Source organism: Variovorax sp. J22P240 (genome assembly GCF_030316855.1).
GTDB lineage: Bacteria > Pseudomonadota > Gammaproteobacteria > Burkholderiales > Burkholderiaceae_C > Variovorax.
Map to the genome: position 1 here is coordinate 499,522 of NZ_JASZYR010000003.1, position 11,869 is coordinate 511,390.

General features: G+C 63.5%; 10 protein-coding genes. 9 read left to right on the top strand and 1 reads right to left on the bottom strand.

All coding sequences use genetic code 11. The features are described from left to right. Window positions 1–36 precede the first annotated feature (36 nt). The 5 genes from bioA to blaOXA are packed head-to-tail and all read left to right on the top strand — an operon-like array spanning window position 37 to window position 5,218. On the top strand, window positions 37–1,446 hold the full coding sequence (gene bioA / locus QTI24_RS12325; RefSeq protein WP_286600724.1) for an adenosylmethionine--8-amino-7-oxononanoate transaminase: 1,410 nt from the start codon (window positions 37–39) through the stop codon (window positions 1,444–1,446). Next, complete coding sequence (gene bioF, locus QTI24_RS12330; RefSeq protein ID WP_286600726.1) at window positions 1,409–2,641, top strand: 8-amino-7-oxononanoate synthase; 1,233 nt, start codon at window positions 1,409–1,411, stop codon at window positions 2,639–2,641. Before bioA ends, bioF begins: the two co-directional genes overlap by 38 nt. Continuing rightward, on the top strand, window positions 2,638–3,378 hold the full coding sequence (bioD, locus tag QTI24_RS12335) for a dethiobiotin synthase (protein ID WP_286600727.1): 741 nt from the start codon (window positions 2,638–2,640) through the stop codon (window positions 3,376–3,378). The genes bioF and bioD overlap by 4 nt, the downstream gene beginning before the upstream one ends. 8 nt (window positions 3,379–3,386) lie before the next feature. Further along, window positions 3,387–4,424, top strand: coding sequence for a biotin synthase BioB (gene bioB, locus QTI24_RS12340; protein WP_286600729.1), 1,038 nt, complete (start codon window positions 3,387–3,389; stop codon window positions 4,422–4,424). After that, window positions 4,421–5,218 carry a class D beta-lactamase gene (blaOXA, locus tag QTI24_RS12345; protein WP_286600731.1) on the top strand — a complete coding sequence of 266 codons (798 nt, stop codon included), beginning with the start codon at window positions 4,421–4,423 and terminating at the stop codon, window positions 5,216–5,218. The genes bioB and blaOXA overlap by 4 nt, the downstream gene beginning before the upstream one ends. A 427-nt stretch (window positions 5,219–5,645) precedes the next feature. Here blaOXA and QTI24_RS12350 read toward each other — a convergent pair whose 3' ends face one another. Next, complete coding sequence (locus QTI24_RS12350) at window positions 5,646–8,039, bottom strand: catecholate siderophore receptor Fiu (protein WP_286600732.1); 2,394 nt, start codon at window positions 8,037–8,039, stop codon at window positions 5,646–5,648. A gap of 352 nt (window positions 8,040–8,391) precedes the next feature. Here QTI24_RS12350 and QTI24_RS12355 point away from each other — a divergent pair, with 352 nt between their 5' ends. The 4 genes from QTI24_RS12355 to QTI24_RS12370 all read left to right on the top strand — a co-directional run bounded on the left by QTI24_RS12355 (window position 8,392) and on the right by QTI24_RS12370 (window position 11,846). Then, entirely contained in the window at window positions 8,392–8,673 is a 282-nt protein-coding gene (locus tag QTI24_RS12355; protein ID WP_286600802.1) for an HU family DNA-binding protein, read from the top strand. A 330-nt stretch (window positions 8,674–9,003) separates the two neighbouring features. Then, entirely contained in the window at window positions 9,004–9,777 is a 774-nt protein-coding gene (locus QTI24_RS12360) for a DUF2092 domain-containing protein (RefSeq protein ID WP_286600733.1), read from the top strand. A 12-nt stretch (window positions 9,778–9,789) separates the two neighbouring features. Further along, on the top strand, window positions 9,790–10,314 hold the full coding sequence (locus QTI24_RS12365; protein ID WP_286600736.1) for a hypothetical protein: 525 nt from the start codon (window positions 9,790–9,792) through the stop codon (window positions 10,312–10,314). Window positions 10,315–10,334: 20 nt separating this feature from the next. Next, a complete protein-coding gene (locus tag QTI24_RS12370; RefSeq protein WP_286600738.1) occupies window positions 10,335–11,846 on the top strand; it encodes an arylsulfatase in 1,512 nt (503 codons plus the stop codon). Window positions 11,847–11,869: the final 23 nt, after the last annotated feature.

An 11,869-nucleotide genomic window follows, 5' to 3' on the forward strand; every position in this document is an offset into this window, starting at 1 on the left:
GGCGACGCACGGCGCATTTGCCGACGGGAGACGACCATGAACATTCCGGAGCTCCCGTCCATCTCCCCTGACTTTGCGCGGCGCAGCACCCGTGCGATCTGGCACCCTTGCACGCAAATGAAGCGTGCCGAGGCGATGCCCCCACTCGGCATCGTGCGCGGCGAGGGAGCATGGCTGTATGACCAGGCCGGGCGCCGCTACTTCGATGCGACCAGTTCCTGGTGGGTCAACCTCTTCGGCCACGCCGACGCCGGCATCAATGCCGCCATCAAGGATCAGCTCGATCGACTGCCGCATGTGATGCTGGCGGGCTGCACCCATCGTCCGGCTGTCGAACTCGCCGAGCGACTTTCCGACTTGACCGACGGTGAGTTGGGCCACTGCTTCTTCGCGAGCGACGGCGCCTCGGCAGTGGAGATCGCGCTCAAGATGAGCTTTCACTTCTGGCGCAACCGCGGCCGCGGCTCCAAGCGCGAGTTCGTATGTCTGCGACATGGCTATCACGGGGAGACCTTGGGCGCCTTGGCCGTCACCGACGTGGCCGTGTTTCGGAATGCGTACGATTCGCTGCTCATGCCCGCCCACCAGGTCATGTCGCCCGACGCGCGGCAGGCCGGACCGTGCGAAACCGCAGTCCAGGTGGCCGCGCGCGCGGCCAACGAATTGCGAGTCCTCCTGGAGGCGCGCCACGAACAGATCGCCGCCGTCATTCTTGAGCCCTTGGTACAGGCCGCAGCCGGCATGGCCATGCATGATCCGACGTACCTCGCCACCGTACGCGCGCTGTGCGATCGTTTCGAGGTTCACTTGATCGCGGACGAGATTGCGGTGGGATGCGGTCGCACCGGCACTTTCTTTGCCTTCGAGCAGGCGGCGGCGCCGGGCCAACTTCGGATATGGCCCGATCTGATCTGCTTGTCCAAAGGCATCAGCGGAGGCTATCTTCCGCTCTCGCTCGTCCTGTCACGCCACGAGATCTACGAGGCCTTCCTGGACGACGACGTGGCGCGCGGATTTCTCCATTCGCACTCGTACTCGGGCAATGCACTCGCGTGCCGCGCTGCGTTGGCTGTGCTCGACCGATTCGAAAATGACGATGTACTTCGGCGCAATCGCATGGAGGCGGAAAACTTCTCCAAGTCGCTCGCACCGTTGGCCATCGATCCGCGCATCGAGCACCTGCGCCAACGCGGCATGATTTGGGCGTTCGACGTCCGGCCAGAGCACGCAGGCGCGCGCTTTGCCGAGCGCTTCCATCTTGCGGGGCGGGCCAACGAGTTGCTGATTCGTCCAATCGGCCGCTCCGTCTACTTGCTTCCGCCCTATGTGCTGGACAGCACGATTTCCGAATGGCTTGCGGAGCGGCTGCTGAAAACGCTCCATGAAGTCCTGAACCAGTCCACTGCCGATGTACCTGATCCATCACTTGAACCGCGAACTGCTTGAGCGCGAGGCGCGAGGTCTGCGCCGGTCGCGCCGAGTCGCCGAATCGCCTTGCACGCCACGTCAACGCTTCTCGCATCTCGGCCTGCCTGGGTGCGACCCGGTCTCGTTTTGCAGCAACGACTACCTGGGTTTGGCCAACCATCCAGCCTTGATCGAGGCGCTGGTCGAGGGTGCGCAGCGCTACGGCGCGGGCAGCGGCGCGTCGCACCTCATCAGCGGGCACTCGCGCGCCCACGCCGAGTTCGAGGACGATCTGGCGGCCTGGATGGCGACGTGTATTCCAGGCGCGAAGGCGCTCGGGTTCTGCACGGGCTACATGGCCAATATGGCTTTGCTCACGGCGCTGGGGGATGCCAACGCCACGATCTTTTCCGATGACTTCAATCACGCCTCGATCATCGATGGGGCGCGGCTTGCCAAGGCGCAAGTTCAGCGCTACCCGCATCGCGACATCGTGATGCTCGAGGACCTGCTTCGGCGCGCGGCGTCACCGATCAAGCTGATCGTGACCGACGCCGTGTTCAGCATGGACGGCGATCTGGCCGATCTGCCCGGCCTGCTCGAACTCTGCGAGCGCTTCGACGCCTGGCTGGTCGTGGACGACGCCCATGGCTTTGGTGTGCTCGGGCCTCATGGACAGGGAAGTTTGGGGCACTTCGGCCTTTGCAGCGAGCGCTTGATCTACATGGGTACGCTTGGAAAAGCCGCAGGCGTGGGTGGAGCCTTCGTCGCCGCACATCCGAGTGTGATCGACTGGCTGGTGCAGACCGCGCGGCCCTACATCTACACCACAGCATCGCCACCAGCGCTTGCACATGCCTTGCGGGTGAGTTTGAGGCTCGTGGGTAGCGAGGAAGGCGATGAGCGGCGTGCGAGCCTTCAGCGGCTGGGTCGGCTGCTACGCGCCCAACTGCAGTGCCTGGTCGACGCAAACCCTGGACTTGGTTGGGTATTGCCTGCATCTGAAACCGCGATCCAGCCTCTGATCGTCGGTGCGAACGAGACGGCACTCGCGCTGGCGACCGCGCTGGAGGCCCGCGGCATACTTGTCCCGGCCATCCGTCCACCGACTGTGCCAGTGGGAACGTCACGATTGCGCATCACCCTCAGCGCCTCCCATACCGCCCGGGACGTGCAGCGCCTGGTCGACGGATTGACGCACGCTGCAAGAGAACCCTCGGAGCCGACTCCGTGAACCGGACTGTACCGTCGCACGGTTTCTTCGTCACCGGCACCGACACCGAAATAGGCAAGACGTGTGTCAGCGCAGCCCTGTTGCACTTGTTCGCGCAGGCGGGTTGCCGAAGCGCAGGCCTCAAGCCTGTGGCTGCAGGCACCGGATTGATCGACGGTGAGCGGATCAATGAAGACGTGCGGTCCCTGCGGGCGGCAGGCTCACTGGCGCTGACAGACGCTGAGGTCGGCACGCTTCAACTGGATGCAGCCTGTGCGCCTCATATCGCCGCGGCTCTCGAAGGCCGTGCCATCGATCGCGGCGCGATACTGCGCGCCTCGCGAGCATTGGCCGAACGCGCTGACGTGCTGGTCGTCGAAGGGGTGGGCGGGTTCTGCGTTCCGTTGGGAGCCGATTGGGACACATCGGACCTCGCCGTCGATCTCGCAATGCCCGTGGTGCTGGTGGTCGGCCTGCGCCTGGGCTGCATCAACCACGCGCTGCTCACGGCGCAGGCCATTCGATCGCGCGGTCTGCGGCTGGCGGGATGGATCGGAAACTGCGTCGCATCCGACATGCCCTGGAGTGACGAGAATGTGTCCACCTTGCGTGGCTGGCTCTGTCGCCTGCATGGCGCGCCTTGCCTTGGCGTCGTGCCGCGGCTGGCGCAACCGGATGCGCCCGCCGTGGCTGCTCATCTGGATGGCTCCATCTTGCGAGTCCTCCTGACATCCTCCATTTCAATGATTACTCCGTAAGCAACTTCATGACTACTTCATCCACCGTTTCTGTGGAGACACTGCGTGCGTCCGCGACCCGCCCAGCCGTTTCGGCGTTTGCTCCATCTGCCTCGCGGCGCTGGCCCGATGCCGAGGTCGAGGCGCTGTACGAGTTGCCATTCATGGACCTGTTGTTTCGCGCACAAACGGTTCACCGCGAGCACTTCGATGCGAACGAAGTGCAGTTGTCGACCTTGCTGTCGATCAAGACGGGCGGCTGTTCCGAGGACTGTGGCTACTGCTCCCAGTCGGCTCATTTCGAGGCCGGGGTGCAGGCCACCAAGCTGATGCCACTGGAGGAGGTGGTCGAGGCCGCGCAAGCGGCCAAGGCCCAGGGCGCAACGCGCTTTTGCATGGGAGCGGCGTGGCGCAGCCCGAAGGAGCGCGACATGGAAAAGGTCATCGACATGGTTCGCGAAGTCCGCGCGCTCGGCCTGGAGACCTGCATGACCTTGGGAATGCTCGAGGCCGAGCAGGCTCGCGCCCTGAAGGAAGCTGGGCTGGATTACTACAACCACAATCTGGACAGCGCACCGGATTTCTACGGCAACATCATCGGAACTCGCACCTACCGTGATCGGCTTGAAACCCTGGACCAGGTGCGCAAGGCAGGCATCAACGTCTGCTGCGGCGGCATCATTGGCATGGGCGAAAGCCGCACACAACGCGCCGGGCTGATTGCGCAACTGGCCAACCTCGCTCCCTATCCCGAGTCCGTGCCCATCAACAATCTGGTCGCCGTGAAGGGCACGCCACTGGCGGATACGGCGCCGATCGATCCGTTCGAGTTCGTCCGTACGATTGCCGTCGCGCGCATCACGATGCCGCGCGCCATGGTTCGACTCTCCGCCGGACGCCAGCAGATGGATGAGGCGCTGCAGGCGCTTTGCTTTGCCGCCGGCGCCAATTCGATCTTCTATGGCGACAGGTTGCTGACGACTGGCAACCCGCAAGCAGACGGAGATCGACGCCTGTTCGAACGCCTCGGGTTGAGGGTGAAGGTGCCTTCTGAAATCAGACCATGAACCGACGAAATCTCATCCTCTCCGCCTTGCCCGTCTTCTTTGCGTACGAGGCGCTCGCTGCCACGAACATTCAGGACCGGGCCGATTGGTCCAGATTCTTCTCCGAAGCCAACTCTCGAGGCACCATTGTTGTGGTCGATGCCCGCCGTGGACGCGAGGCTAGGTTTGTGCATGACGCAGAGCGCGCCGCGCGTCGCTACACGCCCGCGTCCACCTTCAAGGTTCCCCACAGCCTGTTCGCCCTGGATGCCGGCGTACTGCACGACGAGTTCCAGCAGATTCCCTGGGACGGTATCAAGCGCTCTCCCGAGGCCTGGAATGCAGATCAGGATCTGCGCTCCGCGATGCGCAACTCCACTGTCTGGGTGTACGAGCGATTTGCCAAGCAGATCGGCACAAAGCGCGAGACGGCCTATCTGCAACGAATCAAGTACGGAAACGCAGTCGCCACAGGCGAATCGCCCTTTTGGGTCGAGGGAGACTTGGCCATCTCGGCCCACGAGCAGATTTCATTCTTGCGCTCGCTCTATCGCAATGAATTGCCTTTTCGTATCGATCATCAGCGGCTGGTCAAGGACGTGATGATCAACGAGGCTGGCAAGGACTGGATCCTTCGTGCGAAAACAGGATGGAGTGGCAAGGTCGGCTGGTGGGTCGGTTGGATTGAATGGCCGACCGGGCCGGTATTCTTTGCCCTGAATATTGATACACCGAACAGATTGGGCGATCTCCCAAAGCGTGTCGAGATCACGCGAAGCATTCTGCGATCCATCGATGCATTGCCGCAGAGTTGAAAATGCTCCGAGACAGCGACTCCCCAGCCGGGCCAGTCGCGCGACCGCCCGCGACCCTGAGTTGGGGCGCACTTCCGGGCAGATTTCGTGAAGTAATGCACGCCCACTAGACCGTCCAGAGGATGGCGCCGGCAAGGAGGGGCCCCTAACGTAGTCCCCTTGTGGCGCGCACTTCAGGCGCCGCTCAAGCCTGACGGCGCGAGTTGGACGCTTCGCCCGTCAACTCCTTCTGGCTGGTTAGAAAGGCGGGGGCGCTCATCGCGCGCGGACCGCCACCAGCCAGCCTTTTCCCGCCATGTCGAATCCGCCTGGCCTCGATCTGCGGGTCGAAAATGGTGCCCCCAAACGTCGAACAGCGACACCACGTGCCCGTGGTGTCGCTGTCCATCAGACCGTCGCTCGGACGGCGATCCGGCCTCCGGTCAGGTCAGAAGGCGAAGTTGGCCGTCAGGCGCGCCGAGCGCGGGATCCCCGGCGTGTAGCGGTAGCCGCTCTTGTTGATCGCAGCCACGTAATCCTCGTCGAAGACGTTGTAGACGTTCAACTGAAGCTCGACGTTCTTGTTGATGCGGTAGGAGGCCATCGCGTCGAACACCCAGTAGGAATCGGTGTAGGCCGGCGTGCCGACCGCACCGTCGGTGCCGCGCTGGAGCTTGCCGTTGTAGCGCATGCCGCCGCCCAGGGTCAGGCCGAAGGGCAACTGATAGCTGGTCCAGAGGGTGAACGCGTTCCGGGGGGTGTAGGCCAGGACCCTGCTGCCGTCCGCCGTCACGGCGGGGCCGCTCTCGACCGACGTGTCCATGGTGGTGAAGCCGGCGCTGACACCCCATTGGTCGGTGATGGTGCCGGCGGCGCCCAGTTCGATGCCCTGCACACGCTTCTTGCCCGTCTGGTAGTACAACAGAGTGGTCGAATCCTGCACCACTTCGTTGGTTACTTCCGTGCGGTAGAGCGCGGCAGTGAGGGCCAGGCGATTGTTCAGCAGGTCCCACTTGGTCCCGACCTCGTAGGTCTTGGATTCCTGCGGCTCGAAGTCGGTGCGCGAAGCGCTGTTGCCGCTGCCGGCGGCGGCAAGCTGGAAGTTGGCGCCGCCCGGAGGCTGCGCGGAGTTGCCCCATGCCGCGTAGATGCTGCCGTTTTCGGCCGGCTTGTAGATCACGCCGAACTTGCCGGTCCAGATGCCGTTCGAGGTCGACAGGTCGGTGGGGGTGATCGCGAAGGCGGGGCCGGTGCCGCGTGCAGTCGCCGAGTAGTCGGTGCTGTAGTGGTCGTAGCGCAGGCCGCCGGTGAGCTGCCACTGCTCGTTGATCTTCATCGTGTCGAACGCATAGGCGCTGATCGTGTCGGTCTTGCCGAACGAACCCGTGCCATTGCTGATCCGGTTGTAGCCGGTCACGTTGGGATTCGGGTTGTAGAGGTTGGCGACCGGCCACGAGCCCGCGGGCGCGAAGGTCGTATTGACCGAAGCGAAGCCGGGGCCGAAGAAGTTGGCGGAGTCCTGCTCTTCGCGGATCAGCTCCACGCCGAAGTTCGCCGTGTGGCTGAAGCTGCCGGTCTTGAACTTGGACGAGAGGCTCGTCTGGTTCAGGAAGATGGTGTTCTCGATGTCCTTGTTGGTCGGCAGGTTGCGCGTGACCGTCCAGGTCGTGGGGTTGGCCGGGTTCACCGTGTTGATGAAGCCCGCGGTGACCGCGGGGACCGTGCCGCGGTAGACGTTGGTATTGCCCACGCGGGAGGCCGTCAGGCCGCCCAGCATGAACGAAGTCAGCATGTAGTCCTGCGAGGTCTTGCCGTAGCGGGTGATGTTGCGCACCGTCATGTTCGGCGTGATGTCGTGCTCGACCCGTGCCGTGAACAGGTCGGACGTCACGTCGTTGAAGTCGGACGTGGTGCCGTAGAAGTTGCTCGAATCGACGCGTTGCGCAAAGTTCAGGAAGGTCCGGCGCAGGATCGGCGAGTTGATCAGCAGCGCATCGGGCGTGGAGTAGCCGGGCAAGCCGATGGTGGGCACGCCGCCGTCGGGCACGTTGTCCTGTTTGACGTGCACGTAGTCGAGGAAGACGCGCGTCGGCGTGTTGATGCCGAAGGCGATGGAGGGTGCGATCCCCCAGCGCTTGTTCTTCACCTCGTCTCGGCCCGCCACGCCACCGTCCTCGGCCACTGCGTTCAGGCGGAACGCGGTGCCCGAGCCATCGGCGTTGGTGATGACTCTGTTCCAGTCGATGGTGCCGCGGCCGAAGTCCGCGCTGCCGTAGGTCAGCGAGCCCGAGAAGCTGTTTTCCAGCTTCGGTGTCTTGGTGATCAGGTTGATGTAGCCCGTCGGCGAGCTGCGGCCGATGTCGGTGCCGGACGGACCTTTGACCACCTCGACCTGCTCGATGTTGAACATGTCGCGCGAGATCGTGCCGATGTCGCGAACGCCGTTGACGAAGATGTTGGCCGAGGCATCGAAGCCGCGCATGAAGATCGCATCGCCGGTGCTCGTATTGCCGTTTTCGCCGAGGAAGAATGCGCCGGCACCGGGGACGTTGCGCATGGCCTCGGTGAGCGTGGTCGCGCCTTGCTCGCGCATCAGGCCTTCGGGGATCACCTGAATGACCTGCGGGATATCGACCAGCGGCGCAGTGAACTTGGGATTGGCGGATTGCTCGACTCTGAAGTCGTTCGCCGTGTTGTCCTCGACGCGCACTTCCTTGAGTGTTTGCGTGGAGGTCTGCGCGCCGGCCGGTAGCGACAACGCGAGAAGCGTGGCGGCGGCGGCACTGCCGAACGGGGGCAGCACGCGCGCGACGGCGTGCTTGCGGCTCTTTATGTAGGCCATGAAGGATCCCAGGTGAAGAAGAAACTGAGAGCTCGACTGGCGGGTCCGGCATGCCTCAGAGAACGAGGGGCGGATTGGCTGGGTGAGCTGATTCGCGAGAGGCGCGAGATCAGCGAATGATAACGACTCTCATTACCTTTGTTAACCTAACGTTCATGTTCCTACAGATTCCAGATGCATTTCGGAGCGGAGTTTGTCGTTCCTGCGCAACGTCCGGGCTCGATGCCCGTCAGGAAGGTTCTTCTTCTGGCGGATGCCGTCTTCGCTCGTTGTATTGCTTACCTGGGTCGCGATGGAAGAGGCGCGGGCGTCGGCTATCCTGCTCATTTGCTCTCAGAGAAGGAACCCAGTTTTGAACAAGACCGAACTCATCGCCGCGATCGCCGCCGACACCGACCTCAGCAAGGCAGATGCCGGCCGCGCACTCGAATCGGCGCTTGAAAACCTGACCCGCACGTTGGCACGCGGCGAAGCCGTGCAGCTCATCGGCTTCGGCAATTTCACCGTGGCGAGCCGTGCCGAGCGCACCGGCCGCAATCCGTCGACCGGCGAGCAGATGACCATCAAGGCGAGCAAGGCGCCGAAATTCACGGCGGGCAAGGCATTGAAGGATGCCGTCAACACGGCGGCCTGATAGCCGCTTCAGGCGCGCGCGGTCCAGCCGCAGCGCCACACTCGGGCGGTAGCGCCGTCCGAGACCCCGACGACGCGGGATGGTCGTTGCCCCGATTCGGCCCAGGGCCCATGCGCGCCTTGGGACTTGCGATAGTTCATCCCCTCCACGAAGACAAGCGATTGAACGGTTGATCCCTGCCGGGGACCAGCCACGCCACTACACCAAGGTCTAGTGGCGCGACGCGCACCGACTTGCTACTTTTGCGCGGTCGTTCGTCGAGGACCGCGCGCCGTTCGATTCGATGCATCGACCCGAGCTCGCTCCTTGCACGTCATTCAGGAGATCGCCTTGAACGTCAAATTGCTCGCAGCCGCATTGCTGGGCCTTTCGCTTGTCGCCGCACCCGCCGTCCATGCGCAAACGGAGCCAGCCGCCACCGCCAAGCCTGCCGAGAGCGCGGTCAACCCCGGGGCGATCCAGGCGCTGAAGGACATGGGGGCCTTCCTGCAGTCCCTCAAGCGCTTTCACGTGTCGACGGGACTGACGGGCGAGGTCGTGCTGGCCGACGGCCAGAAGCTGCAGCACACGGCGAGGGCCGACGTCGACGTACAGCGCCCGAACAAGCTGCGCGCCCGCATGTTCAGCGCCCGCGCCGAGCGCGTGATCTTCTTCGATGGCCAGAAGGCCACGCTCTTCCTGCCGCAGCAGAAGTACTACTCGACCGTCGATTTCACTGGCAATGTCGACGGGCTGGTCAGCAAGCTGGAGGAAAGGTATGGCGTCGAGATTCCATTGAGCGATCTCTTTCTCTGGGGAACGCCGGCTGCGCCGCTCGACAAGATCGAGTCGGCCATGAACGCCGGGCAGGATTTCATCGGCAAGGACCTGTGCAACCACTTCGCCTTTCGCCAGGGAAATTTCGACTGGCAGATCTGGATCACGACCGGAAGCAAGCCGCTTCCGCGCAAGCTCGTGATCATCAACCGGGCGGATGACGCGCGACCGCAGTCGGTGTCTCTCATCGACTGGAACCTCAATCCGTCCACCAAGGACGACGTGTTCCGATTTGTTCCGCCCGCGGGCGCCAAGCAGGTCGAGCTTCGTGCGCTCGAGGCCAAGTAAGGGGGCATGACCATGAACCAGTCACTGAACAAGTACTTTCTCGTGCCCCTTGCCGCGCTCGTCGTCGGCAGCGTCGCTCTGATCCCGGATGCCCTGGCCAGGCCAGGCGGAGGCGGAGGGGGGCACGGCGGTGGCGGCATGCACGCCGGTGGCGGCGGCGCCCGTGCCGGTGGCGGCGGCGGCGGCAACAGGCAGGTCAACAACGTCAACCGGGACGTGCGCGCCAACAACGTGCGCAGCACCAGCGTGAACAACGTCAATGCGAGCCGGAACGTCAATGCCAATGTGAACCGGAATGTGAACGTCAATGTGAACAACCGCGGCGGTTGGGACAACGACTACCACCACCCGGTCGCGGCCGCTGCGGCAGTCACTGCCGGTGTCGCGGTCACGGCGGCGGTCGTGGGTTCGATGGTGAACAGCATTCCCCCGAGTTGCGTCCCGGTGAACTATGGCGGCCTGATTTACCAGCAGTGCGGGAACGTCTGGTACCAGCCGCAAGGCAACCAGTACGTCGTGATCAACCAACCCTACTGAGCAACGCAAGGAGCGCGAAGATGGCGAAAAGCAAGCAGCCGAACATTCTGGTCATGTGGGGCGACGACATCGGTCAGTCGAACCTGAGTTGCTACACCAAGGGCGTGATGGGCTATCGCACGCCCAACATCGACCGGATCGCGAAGGAGGGGATGATCTTCACCGACTCCTACGCCGAGCAAAGCTGCACGGCGGGGCGGGCGTCCTTCATCACCGGCCAATGCGGCTTGCGCACGGGCCTCACCAAGGTCGGGCTGCCGGGCGCGGAACTGGGACTCAAGGCCGAGGACATCACCATCGCCGAGGCGCTCAAGCCGCTCGGCTACCGCACCGGCCAGTTCGGCAAGAACCACCTGGGCGACCGCGACGAGCATCTGCCGACCATGCACGGCTTCGACGAGTTCTTCGGCAACCTCTACCACCTGAACGCAGAGGAAGAACCCGAGGAGGTGGACTATCCGAACGTCAAGGACTACCCCGATTTCAAGAAGAAGTACGGCCCTCGTGGCGTGCTGCACTGCTGGGCCGATGGCAAGGGCGGCCAGAAGATCGAAAACACGGGCCCGCTGACCAAGAAGCGGATGGAGACCTGCGACGACGAGTTCTTGGAAGCGGCCAAGAAGTTCATCCAGGCGGCCCACGACGCGGGGGAGCCCTTCTTCGTGTGGTTCAACACGTCGCACATGCACGCGTGGACGCATGTGAAGCCGGAGAGCCGCGGCCAATCCGGCCGCTGGCAGTCCGAATACCACGACGTCATGATCGACCACGACAAGTGCATCGGCGAGATGCTCGACTTCCTCGACAAGCTCGGCATCGCGGACAACACCTTCGTGCAGTACAGCACCGACAACGGGCCGCACATGAACACCTGGCCGGACGCGGGCACGACTCCGTTCCGGAACGAAAAGAACTCGAGCTGGGAGGGCGCCTATCGCGTTCCCTGCATGGTTCGCTTTCCCGGCAAGATCGCGGCCGGATCGGAGTCGAACGAGATCGTCAGCCACCAGGACTGGTTTCCCACCATCCTTGCATTGGCCGGCGAACCCGACATCGGCGAGAAGCTCAAGAAGGGCCACAAGATCGGCAAGAAGACCTACAAGGTCCACCTCGACGGCTACAACCTGCTGCCGCATCTGACGGGCAAGGAAGCCAAGAGTCCGCGCAAGGGATTCATCTACTTCACGGACGATGGCGACGTCGCGGCGCTGCGCTACGACAACTGGAAGATGCTGTTCATGGAGCAGCGCGTCCAGGGGACGCTCAAGATCTGGCAGGAGCCCTTCGTGGTGCTGCGCACGCCCTACATCTTCAATCTGCGGATGGACCCGTACGAGCGTGCCCAGATCACATCGAACACCTTCTACGACTGGATGTTCAGGCACATCTTCCTGCTGGTGCCGGCGCAGGCCATCGTCGGGGAGTTCCTGGCGACCTTCAAGGAATTTCCGCCACGGCAGAAGTCGGCGAGCTTCAGCCTGGATCAGGTCGTTGAGAAGATGACCGAGGCGTCCAGCAGCGGAGGGCATTGAGCCCGTCAGCGACGTGGGTGCCG

Bases quoted from the DNA above. Each gene is read 5' to 3' on its own strand.
- blaOXA (WP_286600731.1), top strand. From the start codon at position 4,421: ATGAACCGACGAAATCTCATCCTCTCCGCCTTGCCCGTCTTCTTTGCG.
- QTI24_RS12370 (WP_286600738.1), top strand. From the start codon at position 10,335: ATGGCGAAAAGCAAGCAGCCGAACATTCTGGTCATGTGGGGCGACGAC.
- bioB (WP_286600729.1), top strand. From the start codon at position 3,387: ATGACTACTTCATCCACCGTTTCTGTGGAGACACTGCGTGCGTCCGCG.
- QTI24_RS12350 (WP_286600732.1), bottom strand. From the start codon at position 8,039: ATGGCCTACATAAAGAGCCGCAAGCACGCCGTCGCGCGCGTGCTGCCC.
- bioF (WP_286600726.1), top strand. From the start codon at position 1,409: ATGTACCTGATCCATCACTTGAACCGCGAACTGCTTGAGCGCGAGGCG.
- bioA (WP_286600724.1), top strand. From the start codon at position 37: ATGAACATTCCGGAGCTCCCGTCCATCTCCCCTGACTTTGCGCGGCGC.
- QTI24_RS12365 (WP_286600736.1), top strand. From the start codon at position 9,790: ATGAACCAGTCACTGAACAAGTACTTTCTCGTGCCCCTTGCCGCGCTC.